This is a genomic window from Streptomyces umbrinus, assembly GCF_030817415.1.
GTDB classification, from domain to species: Bacteria; Actinomycetota; Actinomycetes; order Streptomycetales; family Streptomycetaceae; genus Streptomyces; species Streptomyces umbrinus_A.
The window spans coordinates 1654394-1674897 of record NZ_JAUSZI010000002.1 but is presented as its reverse complement, the minus strand read 5'-3'; the positions used below and the strand labels follow the sequence as shown (position 1 = coordinate 1674897).

Annotated in this window: 18 protein-coding genes; 10 read left to right on the top strand and 8 right to left on the bottom strand. The window is 70.2% G+C overall.

All coding sequences use genetic code 11. From position 1 onward, the window contains the following. Window positions 1-15: 15 nt before the first annotated feature. Window positions 16-900 (bottom strand): LysR family transcriptional regulator, encoded by an 885-nt coding sequence (locus tag QF035_RS08245; protein WP_307519292.1) that lies wholly within the window; start codon window positions 898-900, stop codon window positions 16-18. Between the two features lie 130 nt (window positions 901-1030). Here QF035_RS08245 and QF035_RS08240 point away from each other — a divergent pair, with 130 nt between their 5' ends. The 6 genes from QF035_RS08240 (at window position 1031) to QF035_RS08215 (ending at window position 8078) form a co-directional block, all read left to right on the top strand. Continuing rightward, window positions 1031-1702: a succinate dehydrogenase gene (locus tag QF035_RS08240; RefSeq protein ID WP_307530966.1), complete on the top strand. Its 672-nt coding sequence runs from the start codon at window positions 1031-1033 to the stop codon at window positions 1700-1702. Between the two features lies 1 nt (window position 1703). Then, window positions 1704-3656: a fumarate reductase/succinate dehydrogenase flavoprotein subunit gene (locus QF035_RS08235; RefSeq protein WP_307519291.1), complete on the top strand. Its 1953-nt coding sequence runs from the start codon at window positions 1704-1706 to the stop codon at window positions 3654-3656. Next, on the top strand, window positions 3653-4402 hold the full coding sequence (locus QF035_RS08230; protein WP_307519289.1) for a succinate dehydrogenase/fumarate reductase iron-sulfur subunit: 750 nt from the start codon (window positions 3653-3655) through the stop codon (window positions 4400-4402). Before QF035_RS08235 ends, QF035_RS08230 begins: the two co-directional genes overlap by 4 nt. A gap of 251 nt (window positions 4403-4653) precedes the next feature. Beyond that, on the top strand, window positions 4654-5424 hold the full coding sequence (locus QF035_RS08225; RefSeq protein ID WP_307519288.1) for a GNAT family N-acetyltransferase: 771 nt from the start codon (window positions 4654-4656) through the stop codon (window positions 5422-5424). A 221-nt stretch (window positions 5425-5645) separates the two neighbouring features. After that, complete coding sequence (locus QF035_RS08220) at window positions 5646-6533, top strand: lysophospholipid acyltransferase family protein (protein WP_307530964.1); 888 nt, start codon at window positions 5646-5648, stop codon at window positions 6531-6533. 33 nt (window positions 6534-6566) lie between these two features. Continuing rightward, complete coding sequence (locus tag QF035_RS08215; RefSeq protein WP_307519286.1) at window positions 6567-8078, top strand: acyl-CoA synthetase; 1512 nt, start codon at window positions 6567-6569, stop codon at window positions 8076-8078. Here QF035_RS08215 and QF035_RS08210 read toward each other — a convergent pair. The 6 genes from QF035_RS08210 to QF035_RS08185 form a co-directional block, all read right to left on the bottom strand. After that, a complete protein-coding gene (locus QF035_RS08210) occupies window positions 8066-10423 on the bottom strand; it encodes an excinuclease ABC subunit UvrA (protein ID WP_307519284.1) in 2358 nt (785 codons plus the stop codon). The two genes, QF035_RS08215 and QF035_RS08210, sit on opposite strands and share 13 nt — an antisense overlap. Window positions 10424-10560: 137 nt before the next feature. After that, complete coding sequence (locus QF035_RS08205) at window positions 10561-11610, bottom strand: LLM class flavin-dependent oxidoreductase (RefSeq protein WP_307519283.1); 1050 nt, start codon at window positions 11608-11610, stop codon at window positions 10561-10563. Between the two features lie 145 nt (window positions 11611-11755). After that, on the bottom strand, window positions 11756-12775 hold the full coding sequence (locus tag QF035_RS08200; protein ID WP_307519282.1) for a Gfo/Idh/MocA family protein: 1020 nt from the start codon (window positions 12773-12775) through the stop codon (window positions 11756-11758). Next, window positions 12772-13776, bottom strand: coding sequence for a Gfo/Idh/MocA family protein (locus QF035_RS08195; protein WP_307519280.1), 1005 nt, complete (start codon window positions 13774-13776; stop codon window positions 12772-12774). Before QF035_RS08195 ends, QF035_RS08200 begins: the two co-directional genes overlap by 4 nt. A gap of 32 nt (window positions 13777-13808) precedes the next feature. Next, window positions 13809-14570, bottom strand: a complete 762-nt coding sequence (locus tag QF035_RS08190) for an SDR family oxidoreductase (protein WP_307519279.1) — start codon at window positions 14568-14570, stop codon at window positions 13809-13811. A 17-nt stretch (window positions 14571-14587) separates the two neighbouring features. Further along, a complete protein-coding gene (locus tag QF035_RS08185; protein ID WP_307519277.1) occupies window positions 14588-15766 on the bottom strand; it encodes a phytanoyl-CoA dioxygenase family protein in 1179 nt (392 codons plus the stop codon). Between the two features lie 110 nt (window positions 15767-15876). On the opposite strand from QF035_RS08185, the gene QF035_RS08180 reads away from it, so the two are divergent. The 4 genes from QF035_RS08180 (at window position 15877) to QF035_RS08165 (ending at window position 20157) form a co-directional block, all read left to right on the top strand. Next, entirely contained in the window at window positions 15877-16923 is a 1047-nt protein-coding gene (locus QF035_RS08180) for a LacI family DNA-binding transcriptional regulator (RefSeq protein ID WP_307519276.1), read from the top strand. A gap of 688 nt (window positions 16924-17611) precedes the next feature. Further along, window positions 17612-18403, top strand: coding sequence for a sulfite exporter TauE/SafE family protein (locus tag QF035_RS08175; RefSeq protein WP_307519275.1), 792 nt, complete (start codon window positions 17612-17614; stop codon window positions 18401-18403). Between the two features lie 128 nt (window positions 18404-18531). After that, window positions 18532-19500, top strand: a complete 969-nt coding sequence (locus tag QF035_RS08170; RefSeq protein WP_307519274.1) for a TerC family protein — start codon at window positions 18532-18534, stop codon at window positions 19498-19500. Window positions 19501-19623: 123 nt separating this feature from the next. Continuing rightward, on the top strand, window positions 19624-20157 hold the full coding sequence (locus QF035_RS08165; protein ID WP_307519273.1) for a phosphatase domain-containing protein: 534 nt from the start codon (window positions 19624-19626) through the stop codon (window positions 20155-20157). A gap of 48 nt (window positions 20158-20205) precedes the next feature. Here the strand turns inward: QF035_RS08165 and QF035_RS08160 are convergent, their stop codons facing one another. After that, window positions 20206-20421 carry a dodecin gene (locus QF035_RS08160; RefSeq protein ID WP_269652094.1) on the bottom strand — a complete coding sequence of 72 codons (216 nt, stop codon included), beginning with the start codon at window positions 20419-20421 and terminating at the stop codon, window positions 20206-20208. Window positions 20422-20504: the final 83 nt, after the last annotated feature.

The following is a 20504-nucleotide window of genomic DNA, read 5'->3' as shown; positions in this document are numbered from 1 at the left end:
CCCCCCGGCGGAGCCTCACCGCTCCAACAGCATCCGCTGGAGCTCCCGAGCCGCCCGAGGCGGAGCCACATCGCTGCGGTGCGCCAGCGCGATGGTCCGAGCCAGCCCGGGCCGGGCGAGCGGGGTGACCCGCAACCCCCGCCCGGTCCGCGCAGCGACCATCCGCGGCACCACAGCCACCCCCAGCCCCGCCCGGACGAACCCCAACACCGCGTCCATCTCCCCACCCTCCACCGCGAAATCCGGCTCGAACCCCGCGGAGCGACACGCGGCAACCGTCAGCTCCCGCAAGTCGTACCCGTGCCGGAACATCACCAGCCGCTCACCCTCCAGGTCGGAAACCCGCACGGACCGCCGCCCGCCCCCCGGCGCCGACGCGTCCGGCGACGACACCACCACCAGGTCCTCCCGCAGCACCTCCACCGTGGTCAGAGCGGGCGACGGCGTGGGCAGCGGCAGCACCACGAGGGCGAGATCGAGCGCCCCGCGCGCTAGCTCCCGTACGAGATCGTGCGAGCCGCCCTCCTCGATCAGCAGCCGGATGCCGGGATACCGGTCATGGAAGGCGCGCAGCACATCCGGCAGCAGGCCCGTGCACAGGCTCGGCGTCGCGCCCAGCCGGACCCGCCCGCTGCGCAGCTGGGCCAGCTCCTGGACCTCGTGCCGAGCCGTGTCCGCGTCGGCCAGGATGCGGCGGGCCAGCGGCAGCAGCGCCTCGCCCGCGTCCGTGAGCGTGATGTTCCCGCGGGCCCGGAGAAAGAGATCGGCGCCCAACTCCCGCTCCAGAGCCTTGATCTGCTGGGAGAGCGACGGCTGAGCGACATGGACCAGATCGGCGGCCCGGGTGAAGTGCCGCGTCTCGGCGACGGCCACGAAGTACTGGAGCTGCTGGAACTGCATGCCCCAAGAATACGCCCACGATAGCCAGGGCCTATCGAATCGAGCTGCTCCATGTCTTGGACCGATCGGCCCTCCCGGCCCTAGCGTGCGTTCCATGGCTCTGGCAACGCGGACGGAACGAAAACCGTCCATGACGCGCACCATGTGGGACTCGTCCGTCGGCAAGAAGACCGTGATGGCCGTCAGCGGCCTGATCATGCTGGGGTACCTGGTCGTCCACATGCTGGGCAACCTCAAGATCTTCTTCGGGTCGGACGAGTTCAACCACTACGCGCACTGGCTGCGCACCATCGGCGAGCCCTTCCTGCACTACGAGTGGGCGCTGTGGATCATCCGCGTGGTCCTGGTCGCCGCCGTCGTCGCGCACGCCGTCTCCGCGTACCAGCTGAGCCGCCGCGACATCAGGGCGCGCCCCACCAAGTACGTCCACAAGAAGCCCCGGGCGAGCTACGCCACCCGCACCATGCGCTGGGGCGGGATCATCCTCGGCCTGTTCATCGTCTGGCACATCCTCGACCTGACGACCGGCACCGTGCACGCGAACGGCTTCCAGCACGGACACCCGTACCAGAACGTCATCGACACCTTCTCCACCTGGTACGGCAACCTCATCTACATCGTCGCGATGCTCGCGCTCGGCCTGCACGTACGGCACGGCTTCTGGAGCGCGGCACAGACCCTCGGCGTGGGCAGCCGCACCCGCGACCGGGCTTTCAAGACCATCGCCAACGTGCTCGCGGTGGTGCTGACGGCGGGCTTCATCGCCGTACCCGTGGGCGTGATGACCGGAGTGGTGAGCTGACATGACCGCTGAATTCGCCGAGTACACGACCGGGGAGCCGGTCGTCGACACCAAGGCCCCCGAGGGACCGGTCGGTGAGCGCTGGGACACCCGCCGCTTCGAGGCCAAGCTGGTCAACCCCGCCAACCGGCGCAAGCACACCGTGATCGTCGTCGGCACGGGTCTGGCAGGCGGCTCCGCCGGCGCCACGCTCGCCGAACAGGGCTACCACGTCGTCCAGTTCTGCTACCAGGACTCCCCGCGCCGCGCTCACTCGATCGCCGCGCAGGGCGGCATCAACGCCGCCAAGAACTACCGCAACGACGGCGACTCGATCCACCGGCTGTTCTACGACGCCGTCAAGGGCGGCGACTTCAGGGCACGCGAGTCCAACGTCCACCGCCTGGCGCAGATCTCGGTCGAGATCATCGACCAGTGCGTCGCCCAGGGCGTGCCCTTCGCCCGCGAGTACGGCGGCCTCCTCGACACCCGTTCCTTCGGCGGCGTCCAGGTGTCCCGCACCTTCTACGCCCGCGGCCAGACGGGCCAGCAACTCCTGCTCGGCGCCTACCAGGCGCTGTCCCGCCAGATCGCCGCCGGCAACGTCGAGATGCATCCGCGCACCGAGATGCTCGACCTGATCGTGGTCGACGGACGGGCGCGCGGCATCGTCGCCCGCGATCTGATCACCGGGAAGATCGATACGTACTACGCGGACGCCGTCGTCCTCGCCTCCGGCGGCTACGGCAACGTCTTCTACCTGTCGACGAACGCCATGAATTCCAACGCCACCGCGATCTGGCGGGCCCACCGGCGCGGCGCCTACTTCGCCAACCCGTGCTTCACCCAGATCCACCCCACCTGCATCCCGCGCACCGGCGAGCACCAGTCCAAGCTCACGCTGATGAGCGAGTCGCTGCGCAACGACGGCCGGATCTGGGTCCCGAGGGCGAAGGGCGACAATCGCCCCGCGAACGAGATCCCCGAGGACGAGCGCGACTACTACCTGGAGCGCATCTATCCTTCCTTCGGCAACCTCGTCCCGCGCGACATCGCCTCCCGCGCCGCGAAGAACGTCTGCGACGAGGGCAGGGGAGTGGGCCCCGGCGGACAAGGGGTCTACCTCGACTTCGCCGACGCCATCGGGCGCATGGGCCGCGAGAAGGTCGAGGAGAAGTACGGCAACCTCTTCGAGATGTACGAGCGGATCACCGCCGAGAACCCGTACGAGGTGCCCATGCGGATCTATCCCGCCGTGCACTACACGATGGGCGGCCTCTGGGTCGACTACGACCTGCAGACCACGATCCCCGGGCTGTTCGCGATCGGCGAGGCCAACTTCTCGGACCACGGCGCGAACCGGCTCGGCGCCTCCGCGCTGATGCAGGGACTCGCCGACGGCTACTTCGTCCTCCCGTCGACCATCAACGACTACCTCGCCCGCAACCCGCACCACGAGAGGGTGGACGATGAACACCCCGTCGTCCAGGAGGTGTTGGCCGACACCGAGGACCGGCTTCGGCTGCTCCTCGCCGTCGACGGCGACCGCACTCCCGACTCCTTCCACCGCGAACTCGGCGAACTGATGTGGGAGTTCTGCGGAATGGCGCGTACGGACTCGGGGCTGCGCAAGGCCCTGGAGCGCATCCCGCAGATCCGCGAGGAGTTCTGGCGGCGCATCAAGGTCCCCGGCGCCGGCGAGGAGTTCAACCAGTCGCTGGAGAAGGCCAACCGCGTCGTCGACTACCTGGAGCTCGCCGAGCTGATGTGCCTCGACGCGCTGCACCGCGACGAGTCCTGCGGCGGCCACTTCCGCGAGGAGTCCCAGACCCCGGACGGCGAGGCGGAGCGCCGGGACGAGGAGTTCTCGTATGCGGCCGCCTGGGAGTTCACAAGTACGGGCTCTGCTCCCGTCCTGCACAAGGAAGACCTCGTCTTCGAGTACGTCCACCCCACCCAGCGGAGCTACGCATGAAGCTCACCCTGCGCGTCTGGCGGCAGCGCAACGCCGACGCCGACGGAGCGATGTCCACGTACGAAGTGGACGGCATCTCGGCCGACATGTCCTTCCTGGAGATGCTGGACACTCTCAACGAGGAGCTCATCCTCAAGGGCGAGGACCCGGTCGCCTTCGACCACGACTGCCGCGAGGGGATCTGCGGCGCGTGCTCGCTCGTCATCAACGGCGACGCGCACGGGCCGGAGCGCACGACCTCCTGCCAGCTGCACATGCGGTCCTTCGAGGACGGCGACACGATCGACATCGAGCCGTGGCGCGCCTCCGCCTTCCCGGTCGTCAAGGACCTGGTCGTCGACCGGTCCGCCTTCGACCGGATCATCCAGGCCGGCGGATATGTCACCGCGCCTACTGGGGCCGCGCCGGAGGCGCATGCCACGCCAGTGCCGAAGCCGGACGCCGACTTCGCCTTCGAGCACGCCGAGTGCATCGGCTGCGGGGCGTGCGTGGCGGCCTGCCCGAACGGGGCCGCGATGCTCTTCACCTCGGCGAAGATCAACCATCTGAATGTGCTGCCGCAGGGTGCGCCGGAGCGCGAGACGCGGGTGCTCGACATGGTGGCGCAGATGGACGAGGAGGGGTTCGGCGGGTGCACGCTGGCCGGGGAGTGTGCCACCGCGTGCCCCAAGGGGATCCCGCTGGTCTCCATCACGGGGATGAACAAGGAGTGGCTGCGGGCGACTCGAAAGGCGGGTAAGCGGTAGCGCCGTAGGGGCCGTGGTTGTTTGCGGGCTGCGGGTCCGATGTGGCTGGTCGCGCAGTTCCCCGCGCCCCTTGCGGGGCACGGTTTGCCGCGGTTTCATCAGGCACCCCTGGCATTCAACAAGCTCACACCCGGTCTCTCTCCGGGGGTTACTCGCCGGTCAGCCGGCGTCGGAAGAACAGGAGCGCACGGACCGTTCGCTTCGGTCCGTCGCGCCGCTCCGCCGAACCGGCCCGTGACCAGGAGAGTGCCATGACCGGCGTTTCCACGCTCGACAGCCCCCCACTGTCGACGGCCCCCACCCGCTACACCGTCACCCTCGCCCGCGACGAGGCAGACGTCCGCGCCGCCCAGCGGCTGCGTCACGACGTCTTCGCCGGGGAGATGGGCGCGCTGCTCTCCTCCTCGCAGCCGGGCCTCGACGTCGACGCCTTCGACGCGTACTGCGATCACCTGCTCGTACGCGACACCACGACCGGGCAGGTGGTCGGCACCTACCGGCTGCTGCCGCCCGACCGCGCGGCGATCGCCGGACGGCTCTACTCGGAGGGCGAGTTCGACCTCGGACCGCTGGCCGGAATCCGCTCCGGGCTCGTCGAGGTCGGCCGCTCCTGCGTCCACCCCGACCACCGCGACGGCGCGGTCATCGGTCTCATATGGGCCGGGATCGCCCGCTACATGGTCGACGGCGGCCACGAGTGGCTGGCGGGCTGCTGCTCCATCCCGCTCGCCGACGGCGGCACGATCGCCGCGGGCACCTGGGACCGGGTGCGGGACAAGCACCTGGCGCCCGAGGAGTACCGCGTACGTCCGCTGCTGCCGTGGAGCGCCGAGGGCGTCACCCGCCCCGCCCGCACCGAACTGCCCCCGCTGCTGCGCGGCTACCTCCGCCTCGGCGCCTGGGTCTGCGCGGAACCGGCCCACGACCCCGACTTCGGCGTCGCCGACCTGTACGTGCTGCTGTCGATGCGCCGGGTCAACCCGCGCTACCTGCGGCACTTCCTGTCGCTCGTGCCGGCGTGATCACCATGTCCCGCATGGGTGCGATGGGTGCGACGGGTGTGTCTCGCGTGGCCGTGAAACTCCGCCCGCGCCGGGGCGGCACCACGGCGTTCGTGAGCCCAGGCGTGAGCACCCCGGTGTTCCCGGGCCCGGGCCTCGGGAAGGTGCTGCGCCCACGGCGCGGCGGTGTGCGTGTCGGAGCAGGGGAACGTCCGGTCGCGGCGCCCTCGGCACCCGCCCCGGTGAGCGCGTGGCTGCCCAGCGCCCCGTGCTCCCGGGTCTGTGTGGAGTCCGTGGGGTCGCCGGCCGCCGTGCCCCGCGCGCTGCTGCGGCTGGCCGCACTCCTGGCCGTGCTCCTCTTCGGGATCGTGCTCATCCCGGTCGTGGGACGGCTCGCCGCCGTGTGGCGCGACCCGCTCACCCGGACGTGGTGCCGGACGATCGTGCGCGCCACGGGTGTCCGGTTGCGGATCACCGGGTCGGCCCCGCCCGGCGGTGGACTGCTCCTGGTGGCCAACCACATCTCCTGGCTGGACATCCCCCTGCTCGCCGCCGTCCGCCCCGCCCGGATGCTGGCCAAGGCGGAGATCAGGCAGTGGCCCGTGGCGGGCGTGCTCACCGCGAGCAGCGGCGCGCTGTTCATCGAGCGCGACCGCCTGCGCGCTCTGCCGAGGACCGTCGAACGGATCGCGGACTCCCTGCGCGGCGGATCGGCGGTCGTGGTCTTCCCGGAAGGGAGCACCTGGTGCGGCCGTGCTCAGGGCCACTTCCGCAGAGCCGCCTTCCAGGCCGCCCTGGACGCCGCCGTGCCCGTCCAGCCGGTGCACCTCCACTACCGGTTCGACGGGGGAGCGGCGACCACCGCGCCCGCGTTCGTCGGGAGCGACTCGCTGCTTACCTCGGTCTGGCGGGTCGTGTCGGCCCGCGCCCTCGTGGCCGAGGTGCGCGTGGAGCCGGTGCTCCCGGCGGGCAGCGCACCCGACCGGCGAACACTCGCTCTCGCCGCAGAGACGGCCACCACCGGGGCGGCCGGCACCGGGACGGCCGTCGTCGAGACCGCCGACGCCCACCGAAGGAGCGCCGACGCCCACCGGCGGAACGCGAACTCCAAGGCGTATGCACACCTCTGACGCACCGTCACCACCGCGAGGTACCGTCCCCGCATGTATCCCGGAGCGTACGACCCCGCCAGGCCGGCCGTCGTCACCGCGGACGGCGGCCGGACCCTCACCTACGGCCGGCTCGAAGAGCGCTCCCTGCGCCTCGCGGACCACCTGCGGACCGCCGGACTGCGCGTGGGCGACCATCTGGCGCTCCTCTCCGACAACGACCCACGCGTCCTGGAGGTCTACTGGGCGGCCGTCCGCTCCGGCCTCCACCTCACCGTCGTCAACCACCACCTGACCACCGACGAGGCCGCGTACATCGTCCGCGACTGCGGTGCGAGCGCACTCGTCGTCTCCGGACCGCTCACCGAACTCGGGGAGCGAATACGGCAATTGGTGCCCGGTCAGGCCTCGTACCTGGGCTTCGACGACGGCTCGTACGAGCGGGCGCTGGCCGCCGCCTCCCCCGAACCCCCGGCCCACCAGCCCCGCGGCGCCGACATGCTCTACTCCTCCGGCACCACCGGCCGCCCCAAGGGCATCGCGCCGACGCTCCCCGAGGGTGATGTCCGCGAGGTGATGACCATGTATCAACTGCTCTTCCAGCCCATGTACGGCTTCGGCGAGGACACCGTCTACCTCTGCCCCGCCCCGCTCTACCACGCCGCGCCACTCCGCTTCAGCCACGTCGTCACGGCGACCGGCGGCACGATCGTCCTCATGAACACCTTCGATCCACAAGGGGCGTTGGAGGCGATCGAACGCCACCGGGTGACGCACAGCCAGTGGGTGCCCACCATGTTCGTACGGATGCTGAAGCTGCCGCGCGAGGTGCGGGAGGCGTACGACGTGTCGTCGCTGAAGGTCGCCATCCACGCCGCTGCGCCCTGCCCCGTCGAGGTCAAATGGCGGATGATCACCTGGTGGGGTTCCGTCCTGTACGAGTACTACGCGGCGACGGAGGCCAACGGGATCACCTTCATCGGCCCCGAGGAATGGCTGCGCAAACCGGGGTCCGTGGGCCGCGGCGGCCTCCTCGGTGAGCTGCGGATCTGCGGCGAGGACGGCAAGGTGCTGCCCGTCGGAGAGACGGGAACCGTGTACTTCGAGCGCGAGGAACTCCCGTTCAGGTACCACAACGACGACACGCGCACCCGTGAGGCGCAGCACCCCGAGCACCCCAACTGGACGACCACCGGGGACATCGGGCACGTCGACGAGGACGGCTACCTCTTCCTCACCGACCGCAGGGCCTTCACGATCATCTCCGGCGGCGTGAACATCTACCCCCAGGAGATCGAGGACTGTCTGACCCTGCACCCCAAGGTCACCGACGTCGCGGTCGTCGGCGTCCCGGACGCGGAGATGGGTGAGGCGGTCAAGGCGGTCGTCCAGCCCGCCCCCGGCGTGGCCCCCGGTCACGAACTCGAACGTGAACTCCTCGACTTCGTCCGCGACCGCATCGCCCACTACAAGTCGCCCCGCAGCGTGGACTTCACGGACGCGCTGCCGCGCACACCCACGGGGAAACTGGCCAAGTCCCAGCTCAGGAAGGTCTATTGGGACTGAGCGCTCCCGGTGCCGAGCGCACGGGCGAGGTACGGAGCCGTGGTGCTCGACTCCGCCCGTGCGACCTCCGCCGAAGGCCCCGCCGCCACGATCCTGCCTCCCGCGTCGCCGCCGCCCGGCCCCAGGTCGACCACCCAGTCCGCGCCCGCCACCACCGCCATGTCGTGCTCCACGACCACGACGCTGTGCCCGCCGTCGACCAGACCGTGCAACTGCCGCATCAGGACCTCGACATCGGCCGGGTGCAGTCCGGTTGTCGGCTCGTCGAGGAGATACAGCGTGTGACCACGGCGTACGCGCTGGAGTTCGCTCGCGAGCTTGATGCGCTGAGCCTCACCGCCGGACAGCTCGGTCGCCGGCTGGCCGAGCCGCAGATAGCCGAGTCCGACATCGAGGAGCGTGGAGAGGCTGCGTGCGACGGCCGGAGTGTCGGCGAAGAACTCCGCGGCGGCCTCGACCGTCAGATCCAGCACCTGCGCGATATTCCGTTCCCTGTACGTCACTTCGAGCGTCTCGGGGTTGTAGCGCGCCCCGCCGCAGTCCGGGCACGGGGCGTAGGTGCTCGGCAGGAAGAGCAGTTCGACGCTGACGAACCCCTCACCCTGACAGGTCTCGCAGCGCCCGCCCGCCACGTTGAACGAGAAGCGCCCCACGCCGTATCCGCGCCGGTGCGCCTCCTCCGTGGCCGCGAAGACCTTCCGCACGACGTCGAAGAGCCCTGTGTACGTCGCCAGATTCGAGCGGGGTGTGCGGCCGATCGGCTTCTGGTCGACAGCGACCAGCCGCCCCACACCCGGAAGGTCCTCCCTGATCTCTCCGATGAGCGTGGACTTGCCCGAGCCGGAGACACCGGTGACCGCTGTGAGCACGCCGAGCGGGAACTCGGCGGTCACCCCGCGCAGGTTGTGCCGTGTCACCGGGCCGACCTTCAACTGGCCGCGCGGTGCCCGGACTTCACGTACCGGAGCGGGGGAGCGGTCGAAGAGGAACCGGGCCGTCGCGGACTCCGTGACACTCTCCAGGTCCGCCACCGGGCCGCTGTGCAGCACCTCTCCTCCGTGCTCGCCCGCCCTCGGCCCCACGTCGACGAGCCAGTCGGCGCCGCGCATGACGTCGAGGTGGTGCTCCACGACGAACACCGAGTTGCCGGCCGCCTTCAGCCGTTCGAGGACGGTGAGGAGTGCCTCGGTGTCGGCCGGGTGCAGTCCGGCGGACGGCTCGTCGAGGACGTACACGACCCCGAAGAGACCGGAACGCAACTGCGTGGCCAGGCGCAGCCGTTGAAGCTCACCGGCCGACAGCGTGGGGGTGGCGCGGTCGAGGCTGAGATAGCCGAGGCCCAGTTCGGTGACGGGGTCGATACGTGCGAGCAGATCCTCGGTGAGGACGCGGGAGGTCTCCGAATCGCCATGTCCGGTAAGGGAGGCGGCCAGTTCGACGAGCGGCAGCGCGGCCAGCTCCGCGATGGTCCGGCCCGCGAACGTCACCGCGAGCGCCTCGGGCCGCAGCCGGCTCCCGCCGCACACCGGACAGGGCGCGGCCTCCAGAAACCGCTCGGCTTTGGCCCGCAACGTCTGACTCTTCGAGTCCGAGAAGGTCTTCATGACATAGCGCCGAGCGCTCATGTACGTGCCCTGGTACGGGCGTTGGATCCGCTCGGCGTCCCGCACCGGATGCACGGTCACGACCGGCTGCTCGTCCGTGAACAGGATCCACTCGCGCTGCTCGGCGGGCAACTCGCGCCACGGCCGGTCCACGTCGTACCCCAGCGCGTCGAGGACATCGCGCAGGTTCTTGCCCTGCCAGGCGCCCGGCCACGCGGCGATCGCACCCTCGCGGATCGACAGCGACGGGTCGGGGACCAGCGACTCCTCGGTCGTACGGTGCACCCGACCGAGCCCATGACACTCGGGACAGGCCCCGGCGGCCGTGTTCGACGAGAAGGCGTCCGAGTCGAGACGCTCGGCCCCCGGCGGATAGTCGCCCGCGCGCGAGAACAGCATCCGAAGCGAGTTGGAGAGATTGGTGACCGTACCCACCGACGAGCGCGAGGTGGGCGTCGACCGTCGCTGCTGCAACGACACCGCCGGCGGCAGCCCGCTGATGTCCCCGACCTTCGGTGCCCCCACCTGATGGATCAGCCGCCGCGCGTACGGGGCCACCGACTCGAAGTACCGCCGCTGCGCCTCCGCGTAGATCGTCCCGAAGGCCAGCGACGACTTCCCGGACCCGGACACCCCCGTGAAGACCGCCAGCACATCCCGAGGAACATCGACATCGACCCCCTTGAGATTGTGCTCACGGGCACCACGCACACGGACGTACGGGTCGTGGGGGCTGTGCATGGGGTGACTCCTGAGATACGACGGGCGAGGCAGGACCGATGATGCACGGTGCGGCACGGCGCGCCCCACAGGGGCGCGGGGAACTGCGCGACCAGCCACAAACGGCCCGCAGCCAACAAATGACCTGAGCGGATCACTCAGGCGGGGCCCAGCCCCACAACCCCGGCCAACCGCCGGTACGAGTCCACCAGCGCCTCCCGGTCATACGTGCTGGTCGTAACCAGCACTTCATCCGCCGCGGTCTCCTTGATCACCGTCTCCAGCTCGTGAGCGACCTGCTCCTCCGTCCCGACGACCTGGCCGGAGAGCCCGGATTCGTAGAAGCCGCGCTCCCTCCCCGTCATCGTCAGCGACTCGACGCGCTCGGCAGGCGGGAGTGGCGGAAACGTGCCGTGCGTGCGCGAGTACGCCATCGACCAGGCTTCCGGGACGAGCAGGCGCCGAGCCTCCTCCGGGGTCGCAGCGACGGCGACCGTGCCGGAGATGACCACGTACGGTTCCGGCGCCCAGGCGGAAGGCCGGAACGTCTCGCGGTAGTGGTCGATGCCGCGGCGCATCTTGTCGCGGTTCCTGAGGTCGCCGATCACCATGGGGAGGCCGGCCCGGGCGGCGATGGTCGCGCCCTCGCCCATGGCCAGCACGAACGGCGGCACGGTCAGGCCTTCGGCGGGACGGGCGTGCACACCGGTCGGGGACGTGCCGCGGAACCAGCCGAGCAGTTCGTCCAGCTGGGCCGCGAAGTCGTCGGCAACGTCCTTGTCCCGGCCGAGCGCCCTCCGTACGCCGTCCGTGAACCCGACGGAACGGCCGAGGCCCATGTCGATGCGGCCGGGGAAGAGGGACTCCAGGACGCCGAACTGCTCGGCCACCACCAGGGGCTGGTGGTTGGGCAGCATCACCCCGCCCGTGCCCACCCGGATCGAGCTGGTCGCGGCGGCGACCGCGGCGGCAAGGACGGTCGGCGCGGAACCGGCGACGCCCGGCACGCCGTGGTGCTCCGAGACCCAGATCCGGTGGTACCCGAGCTCCTCCAGGTCCCGCGCAAGCCGGACGGTGTCGCGCAGCGCCTCGGGGGCGTCGTGGCCCTCCCGGGTGCGCGAGCGGTCGAGGACGGAGAACCGTGTCCCTCCGAGGCGGGAGCCCGGGGCCGGGTCCCGTCGGGCTTCGTGATCCTGCTCGTTCACCATGGTCTCTCCGCTGGAAGAACTGTGCTCTGTTGTGTCAACAGTCATTCCGCCGATTTCTTCCGCGGCTCCCGGCAAAGCCGGAGAGGGTGGTGCCGGAGCGGCACCACCCTTTCCCGTCGCTCTCCGACCGTGGTCGGACGTGTCCTCAGACCCCGGCCGGAAGGACCGTTCGCGGGCGGGGCGGGAACCCGGCCCCCTGGTAGCAGTCGTCGATGAGCCGCATGGTGGCGAGCGCGTCGTCGGCGTCCAGGCGCAGGGGCGTGCCCCGGCGCAGATGGGCCGCGAACGATTCGAGCTGGTAGGTGTACGAGGACCGGCGGCCGAGCATCTCGGTGCGCTCGCCCGTGGCCGTGCGGACCAGGACCCGGTCGTCCACGTGCGGCTGGACGAAGTTCACCGCCGTGGCCTCGCCGAGTGAACCCACGATCCGGTAGCTGAACTGCAGCTCGTGGTGGGCCATGTGGCAGCGGGCGGTACCGGTGGCCCCACCCGGGAACTCCAGGTCCGCGTCCAGCCACTCGTCCACTCCGGGCGCGCCCGGACGCTCGCCGCCGCTCGCCGCGACGAGCCGCGGTGCGCCGCCCGCCCAGGGGGCGAGCACCCGCTGGGCATGCAGGCTGTAGCAGCCCAGGTCCATGAGCGCGCCGCCCGCCAGCGGAAACGACCAGCGCACGTCGGTGTCCTCGGGCGCCGGCATGACCATCGTGGTTTCCACATGCCGGAGTTCGCCCAGTTCCCCGCTGTCCAGCAGCTCGTGCAGGCGCCGGGTGACCGGGTGGAACAGGTAGTGGAAGCCCTCCATGAAGGCCGTGCCCGCCTTCGCGACGGCATCCCGGACCTTGATGGCCTCCTCCGCGCTGCTCGCGGAGGGCTTCTCGGTGAGCACGTGCTTGTCCGCGGCGAGGGCGGCGAGGTTCCAGGGCCCGTGCAGACCGTTGGCGAGGGGGTTGTAGACGACCTCGACCTCGGGGTCGGCGATCACGTCGGCGTACGAGTCCAGGACCCGTTCGACATCGTGCTCGGAGGCGAACTCCTCGGCGCGGGACCGGTCGCGGGCGGCCACCGCGACGAGGCGGTGGCCGGTCACACGGGCCGGGCCGACGATCGAGAGCTCGGCGATCCGGGCGGCGCCGAGAACGCCGATCCGTAGTGGTTCCTCCGTCATGCCTTGCGCACCTCTTCCAGTCGTACGGGCCGGTGCTCGTGCAGCGACAGCGTGCATGCCTCGGCGATCCAGCTCGCTTCGAGGGCGTCGGCCACGGTGCAGGGGGAGGGACGGGAGCCCGCCACGACCTCGGTGAACGCGGTGAGTTCGGCGCGGTAGGCGTCGGCGAAGCGGTCCATGAAGAAGTGGTGCGGGGGGCCGGCGGGGAAGGTGACCCCCGGCTCGACGGACCGCAGCGGCAGCTTGTCCTCCAGGCCCACGGCGATGCTGTCCTTCATGCCGTGCACCTCCAGGCGGACGTCGTAACCGCGGGCGTTGTGCCGGGAGTTGGAGATGACGCCGATCGTGCCGTCGTCGAAGGTGAGCAGCGCGGAGGAGGTGTCGACGTCGCCGGCCGCCGCGATGTAGTCGGCGCCCCGGTTGCCGCCGGTCGCGTACACCTCGACGACCTCGCGGCCGGTGACCCAGCGCACGATGTCGAAGTCGTGCACGCTGCAGTCGCGGAAGATGCCACCGGAGACGGCCACGTACGCGGCGGGCGGCGGGGTGGGGTCCAGGGTGGTGGACCGTACGGTGTGCAGCAGTCCGAGTTCGCCGTTCACCACGGCCTGGCGCGCGGCGACACAGCCGGCGTCGAAGCGGCGGTTGTAGCCGATGTGCACCTCGACCCCGCCGTTCTCCACCGCACGCAGTACGTCGAGGCTCTCCTCGACGCCGCGGGCCACGGGCTTCTCGCAGAAGACCGGGATACCCGCCTTGACGGCGGCGAGAATGAGTTCGGGGTGCGCGTCGGTCGCGGCGGCGATCACCACTCCGTCCACACCGGCGGCCAGCACCGCGTCGGGGGAGTCCACCGCCGTGGCTCCGAACCGCTCCGCGGCGGAGGAGGCGGCCGCGGCCACCGGATCGGTGACCACCAGCGAGTCCACCGCCTCGAGTCCTGCCAGGGTTTCCGCGTGGAACGCGCCGATCCGGCCCAGCCCCATGATGCCAATACGCATGAGAATCGTGCTCCTTCAGCCCAGGGGGCGGTTCAGTCGAGTCCGCCGAAGACGATCTGGTCCCAGTCGATGACCGAGCCGGTCACCACACCGCTGCGGTCGGAGAGCAGGAAGACGACGAAATCGGCGATCTCGTCGACCTGCCCGATCTTGCCCATCGGCTGGGACGCGGCGGCCTGCTCCAGCCAGTCGTCGCCCGCACCGTGGAAGGCACGCTGGGTGGCGTCCTCGCCCTCGGTGTCGGTCCAGCCGATGTTGAGGCCGTTGATACGGACGCGGTCCCAGCGGTGTGCGTGGGCCGCGTTGCGGGTCAGTCCCGCGAGCCCGGCCTTCGCCGCGACGTACGGGGCGAGGAAGGGCTGGCCGCCGTGCTCGGCGCTGGAGATTACGTTGACCACGGTGCCGGGGGCCTTGCGCGCCACCATGTCCGCCACCGCCGCCTGCATCGCGAAGAACGGCGCCCGCAGATTGATGGCGATGTGCGCGTCGAACAACTCCGGCGTGGTGTCCAGGAGCGAACCGCGTGACGTCAGCCCCGCCGCGTTGACCAGGCAGTCGACGCGTCCGTGTGTGTCCACCGTCTGTACGACGCTGTCCCGGGCCTGAGCGGCGTCCGACAGGTCCGCGCGTACGAAGCGGGCGCCGGTGTCAGCGGCGAGTTTCTCGCCGACGTCGGCCCGGCGTCCGGTGAAGACGACGGTCGCGCCTTCGCGCACGGCAGCCCGGACGATTCCCGCGCCGACGCCCTGGCTGCCGCCGTTGACGAGGACGACCTTGTCCTCAAGCAGTCCCATGAGTGCGTTGTTCTCCTTCAGCTCCGGCGGCGCTTGGCGCCCGCCTGTAGTTCCTGGCGGAGCCGGGCCGGGGCCCAGCCTTCGGCGACTGCCTGCCAGAGGGTGTCCGCCTGGGAGGGCGGAGCGAGACCGTCGACCGGCGGGTCGAGGTCCAGGTTGGTGGGGAAGGGGTAGCCCTCGGCGGTGGCGGCGACCACGCGGCGCAGCCAGCTCTCCGGGGCGCCCTCCTCCTTGCGGCGCAGCAGCACCGGGAACAGGGCCACAGCCATGGCCTCCCGGTCCACGGACTCCATGGCGCGGCCGAAGGCGGAGGAGATCTGCAGCAGGTTGGCCATGCGCTTGATGTCCGCCGAGCGGTTGTGTCCGGCGGCGTGGAAGAGCGCGGGGTTGAAGAACACCGCGTCCCCCTTCTCCAGCGGGAGCTGGACGTGATGCTCCTCGAAGTACGCGATGAACTCCGGGTGCCGCCAGGCCAGATAGCCGGGCTCGTACTTCTGCGAGTGCGGCAGGTACAGCGTCGGCCCGGACTCGACCGGCATGTCGCAGTGCGCGACCGCGCCCTGGAGCGTCAGTACGGGGGAGAGACGGTGGACGTGCGCGGGGTACGCGGCGGCGACGTCGTTGCTCAGGAAGCCCAGGTGGTAGTCGCGGTGCACCCTCTGCGCGGCGCCGCCCGGGTTGACCACGTTGATCTGCGAGGTCACCTGGTAGGCGGGGCCGAGCCAGGCCTCGGAGGCCAGGGCCAGCATGTCGTTGGCGTAGTAGTCCGCGAACACCTCCGGCGCCCGCACGGCCACCTTGTCCAGGGCGTTCCACACCCGGTCGTTGGCGCCGGGCCTGGCGAAGTGGTCACCGCGGGCCGTGCCGCTCGAACGTTCCTCCTCGATCAGCGAGTTGAAGGCACCGGAGGCCGCGTCCACGACGGCCGGGTCCGTGAACGCGCCCTTGAGGACCACGACTCCGGGCCCGTCCAGCAGGGCCCGCACCAGCTCGGCCTGCACCTCCCGGCGCCCCTGCGGGGTGACCGCGAGCTCGCGGATCCGATCACTGATGTAGACCAGGACGTTCTGCTCGATCCGCTCGGCCGTGGGATACGCCTGCGGCTCGGTGCTCTGCTCGACCAGCGAGCGGAACGCGTCGAGATCGCAGTCGTCCTCGCTCAGCCAAGTCGGTGCTCCCGCCTCCTTGGGGGACATCCCGGATCCTTTCGCCATGCGTGCTTTTCTGCCAGTCTTGTGAACCAGAGCCCGTCATTCAATCCGCAGAGACCCATCAAAAGTCCATCATTCAGCTTTCGGGGACCGCCATGCGACATCCGTATCCGATCAGAGAGATCGCCCGTCAGGCCGGTCTGAGCGAGGCCACGGTCGACCGGGTCCTCAACGACCGGGGCGGCGTACGGGAGAGCACCGTCATGGAGGTCCGCCAGGCGATCAAGGATCTGGACCGTCAGCGCACCCAGGTACGCATCGGCGGACGCACGTTCATGATCGACATCGTGATGCAGACACCGGAGCGGTTCTCCACCGCGGTACGGGACGCCCTGGAAGCCGAACTGCCGTCCCTGCACCCCACCGTGGTGCGATCGCGCTTCCACTTCCGGGAGGCCTGCCCCGCCTCGGACCTGATCGCCACCATGGACAAGATCGCGAAACGCGGTTCGCAGGGCGTGATCCTCAAGGCCCCCGACCTGCCGGAGATCGGAGCGGCCGTCAGCCGTCTGGTCGCGACCGGCATCCCCGTCGTCACACTGGTCAGCGACCTGCCCAGCAGCGCGCGCATGGCGTACGTGGGAATCGACAACCGGGCCGCGGGCGCCACCGCCGCCTACCTCATCGGGCAGTGGCTCGGCGACCGGCCGGGCAACGTGCTCGCCACGATCAGCCGGGGCTCCTTCCGCGGTGAGGAGGAGCGAGAGATGGGCTTCCGCAGCGCGATGCGGATCGCGCAGCCCGGGCGTTCCCTGGTGGAGGTCACCGACAGCGACGGCCTCGACGCCACCCAGCGGGACCTCGTCCTGGAGGCCCTCAAGCGGGACGAGGACGTCATCGCCGTCTACTCCGCCGGCGGCGGCAACGCCGCGACCCTCGACGCGTTCGACACCCTCGGACGGGAGTGCGCGGTCTTCATCGCCCACGACCTGGACCACGACAACACCCGCTTCCTGCGCGACCGCCGCCTCTCCGCCGTCCTTCACCACGACCTGCGCCAGGACATGCGCCGCGCCTGCCAGACCATCATGCGTGCCCACAATGCCCTCCCGGACGAGGGCCCCTTCCTCCCCTCGGCGATCCAGGTGGTCACGCCCTACAACATGCCACCGGGGGTACCACTGGCGGAGTTCGCGGGCTGAGGCGAGACCACCTGCCTCGCGTCGCCACGCCGGAGAGGCTGATGTGAAGGGTTGCTCGTCCGGTGTCGGGTGCGGGTGGTGTGTGGCTGGTCGCGCAGTTCCCCGCGCCCCTGAAAAACGCGCCCTCCCAGCCCGGTCCGCATCATCCAGCCCGTCCGGCGTTCGAGGACGAGGGCGCCAGGCCGATTCCCCACCGACCCACGGTCAACCCGCCCACCCTCGGCAGCGCCCGCCCATCCAGCCCGTCCGGCGTTCGAGGACGAGGGCGCCAGGCCGATTTCCCACCGACCCACGGTCAACCCGCCCACCCTCGGCAGCGCCCGCCCATCCAGCCCGTCCGGCGTTTGCGGACGAGGGCGCCAGGCCGATTCCCCACCCACCCACGGTCAACCCGCCCACCCTCGGCAGCCCCACCTACCCAGCCCGTCCGGCGCTTGAGGACAAGCGCGGCAGCGCGATGCGTAGGCCTGGGGGAGGAGCCCCCAGATAAGGGACGGGAATGGGTAGGGGCGGCGGGGGCGAAAAAAGCCATGAGCCTCACGGGATGCCAACGCGAAGAGACACCCACCGTCTGTATATGCAGACGGCGTCTCTAATATGGAACGTCAGCGTCAACGCCAACGCCAGCGTCAACACAAACCCCTGGCGCGCCAGAACGCCCCCGCACCCGTGAAGACAAGAGGCCAACGTGCAAGCGCTGATCGCCGGCCAGCCAACCCCCGGCGCCGCACTCCTCCTCCTGGCCGCAGGCATAGCCTCCGGACTGGCCGGATCGATAGCCGGCCTGGCCTCCCTGTTCAGCTACCCCGCACTCCTGGCCGCAGGCCTCCCCCCGGTGGCAGCCAATGTCACCAACACAGTCGCCCTCTTCTCAAACACAGTCGGATCCGCGGTCGGCTCCCGCGAGGAACTCCGAGGTCAGCGCGCCCGACTCGTCCCCCTGGCCATCACGGCGGCCCTGGGTGGCGCGATAGGGGCGGCCCTCCTCCTCGGCACCCCGTCCTCGACGTTCGAACTGGTCGTACCGTGGCTCATAGCCCTCGGCTCGGTCCTGATCCTGGCCCGCGAACCCCTGCGCCGGCTGACCGCGAGATTCAGTCCGGATCAGGGCTCCCTGCCGAAGCTCCCACTGGCCTGTGCCGTCCTCCTGGTCGGCCTGTACGGCGGCTACTTCGGCGCCGCGGCAGGCGTCCTCATGCTGGCCGTCCTCTCGTTGTCCGCGACGGAGCCCCTGCGGGTGACCAACGCCGTCAAGAACATCGCCACCGGCGCGGCCAACGTCACCGCCGCCGTCGCCTACGCGTTCCTCGCCCCGGTCGACTGGAGCGCGGCCCTCACACTCGGTCTGGGCTGCTTCGTGGGCGCATGGATGGGACCTGCGGTCGTACGACGCCTGCCCGAGGCCCCGCTCCGGATAGCGATCGCCCTCGCCGGCCTCGGACTCGCGTGGAGCCTGTGGCGCGAGGCCACCGCGTCCTGAACGCCGGCTGCGCCGACACAGTGCGGTGCGTATGCCTCCACGTAGGCGTTTGTTTACCTTCTGGGGGTGGTTTTGTTTCTGATGCCTAACAACGCTGTCAGTTCGCACCATCGGTCCCCGGAGGAACAGTGAACGTCTCCCTTGGCGTGTGGGCGCTGTCTGTCGCAGTGCTCTGCGGGCTCATCGCCGTCGACTTCTTCATCGGCCGCAAACCCCATGAGGTCTCCCTCAAGGAGGCCGGCATCTGGAGCGCGGTCTGGGTCGCCCTCGCGGTGGCGTTCGGAATCGGACTGCTGGTGGTCCACGGAGGCGGGCCGGCGGGCGAGTTCTTCGCCGGCTACATCACGGAGAAGTCGCTCAGCGTCGACAACCTCTTCGTCTTCGTCCTGATCATGGCGAAGTTCTCGGTGCCGGCCCAGTACCAGCAGCGGGTGCTGATGGTCGGCGTGCTGGTGGCCCTGGTGCTGCGCACGATCTTCATCGCCGCCGGTGCCGCGATCATCTCGACGTTCTCCTGGGTCTTCTACATCTTCGGCGCGTTCCTGATCTGGACCGCGTGGAAGCTGGTCCAGGACGCCCGCAAGGGCCACGGGGACGAGGAGTACGAGGAGAACAAGCTGCTCAAGGCGGTCGAGCGGCGCTTCGGTGTGGCCGACCGCTACCACGGCACCAAGCTGTGGGTCGAGCAGAACGGCAAGCGGGTGATGACCCCGATGATGGTGGTCATGCTGGCGATCGGCTCCACGGACGTCCTGTTCGCCCTGGACTCCATCCCGGCCATCTACGGCCTCACCGAGGAGCCGTACATCGTCTTCACCGCGAACGCCTTCGCACTGATGGGCCTGCGGCAGCTGTACTTCCTGATCGGCGGCCTGCTCAAGAGGCTCGTCCATCTCTCGTACGGGCTCTCGATCATCCTCGGGTTCATCGGCGTCAAGCTGGTGCTGCACGCCCTGCACGAGTCGGGGGTGCACGTCCCGGAGATCAGCATTCCGTTCTCGCTCGGCTTCATCGTTCTGGTACTCGCGGTGACGACCTTCACCAGCCTGCGGGCCTCGAAGAAGCAGCAGGTGGAGACCGGGCGGTCCATGTCCTAGGTGCTCCGGTAGTAGTCCGATGGCAGTCCGGCACGTCGTCTGCGGGCGCGTCGTGGCTGGTCGCGCAGTTCCCCGCGCCCCTATCGGGGCGCTGCCGCCGCACCGGACTCTAGGGTGGGCCGAGTGACGAACACCAGCAGGCCACGCCCCGGATCCGACGCCCGCGGCGGTGCCGGCGGACGCAGGCCCCTCGCCGTATTCGACCTCGACGGCACCCTCGCCGACACCGCGCACCGGCAGAAGTTCCTGGAGCGCAAGCCGCGCGACTGGGAGGCCTTCTTCGCGGCGGCGCCGGACGATCCGCCGCTCGCGGAGGGCGTCGCCCTCGCGCTGGAGCACGCGCGGGAGTGCGAGATCCTCTATCTGACCGGGCGGCCCGAGCGCTGCCGCAAGGACACGGAAGCCTGGCTCGTGGCCCAGGGCCTGCCCGAGGGCCGCATCCGGATGAGGCGCAACGACGACCGCAGGCCCGCTCGGCGCACCAAGCTGGAGATCCTCCGCGAGCTGGCCCGGAACCGTGAGATCCGGGTGCTCGTGGACGACGACGAGCTTGTGTGCGATGACGCCGAGCGGGCCGGCTTCAGCGTCGTACGGGCGCGCTGGGCAGCCGCGTCCGAGGCGTTGAAGGTGGCGCAGGAGCGGGAGGGGCGGACCTGACGGGTTCGCCCCTCCCGCTCCTGCCGCGGCGGTGGGGTTCCGCAGAGGTCAGTCCGCGTCCTCCAGGCGGAAGCCGACCTTCAGGCCGACCTGGTAGTGCTTGATCTGCCCGTCCTCGATCTGGCCGCGGACCTGGGTGACCTCGAACCAGTCGAGGTTGCGCAGGGTCTGCGAGGCCCGGGAGATGCCGTTGCGGATCGCCTCGTCGACGCCCTCGTGCGAGCTGCCGACGATCTCGGTGATCCGGTAGGTGTGGTCGGACATGCGGGTGCTCCTCTCCGCCGTGGCCTGTGTGCCACGCGTCATTCCACGGTGCCGCACGAGGCGGGGGACCGCGAGATGTAGGC

Bases quoted from the DNA above. Each gene is read 5' to 3' on its own strand.
- QF035_RS08210 (WP_307519284.1), bottom strand. From the start codon at position 10,423: ATGCACAGCCCCCACGACCCGTACGTCCGTGTGCGTGGTGCCCGTGAG.
- QF035_RS08235 (WP_307519291.1), top strand. From the start codon at position 1,704: ATGACCGCTGAATTCGCCGAGTACACGACCGGGGAGCCGGTCGTCGAC.
- QF035_RS08215 (WP_307519286.1), top strand. From the start codon at position 6,567: ATGTATCCCGGAGCGTACGACCCCGCCAGGCCGGCCGTCGTCACCGCG.
- QF035_RS08200 (WP_307519282.1), bottom strand. From the start codon at position 12,775: ATGACGGAGGAACCACTACGGATCGGCGTTCTCGGCGCCGCCCGGATC.
- QF035_RS08230 (WP_307519289.1), top strand. From the start codon at position 3,653: ATGAAGCTCACCCTGCGCGTCTGGCGGCAGCGCAACGCCGACGCCGAC.
- QF035_RS08160 (WP_269652094.1), bottom strand. From the start codon at position 20,421: ATGTCCGACCACACCTACCGGATCACCGAGATCGTCGGCAGCTCGCAC.
- QF035_RS08185 (WP_307519277.1), bottom strand. From the start codon at position 15,766: ATGTCCCCCAAGGAGGCGGGAGCACCGACTTGGCTGAGCGAGGACGAC.
- QF035_RS08190 (WP_307519279.1), bottom strand. From the start codon at position 14,570: ATGGGACTGCTTGAGGACAAGGTCGTCCTCGTCAACGGCGGCAGCCAG.
- QF035_RS08225 (WP_307519288.1), top strand. From the start codon at position 4,654: ATGACCGGCGTTTCCACGCTCGACAGCCCCCCACTGTCGACGGCCCCC.
- QF035_RS08245 (WP_307519292.1), bottom strand. From the start codon at position 900: ATGCAGTTCCAGCAGCTCCAGTACTTCGTGGCCGTCGCCGAGACGCGG.
- QF035_RS08195 (WP_307519280.1), bottom strand. From the start codon at position 13,776: ATGCGTATTGGCATCATGGGGCTGGGCCGGATCGGCGCGTTCCACGCG.
- QF035_RS08180 (WP_307519276.1), top strand. From the start codon at position 15,877: ATGCGACATCCGTATCCGATCAGAGAGATCGCCCGTCAGGCCGGTCTG.
- QF035_RS08205 (WP_307519283.1), bottom strand. From the start codon at position 11,610: ATGGTGAACGAGCAGGATCACGAAGCCCGACGGGACCCGGCCCCGGGC.
- QF035_RS08240 (WP_307530966.1), top strand. From the start codon at position 1,031: ATGACGCGCACCATGTGGGACTCGTCCGTCGGCAAGAAGACCGTGATG.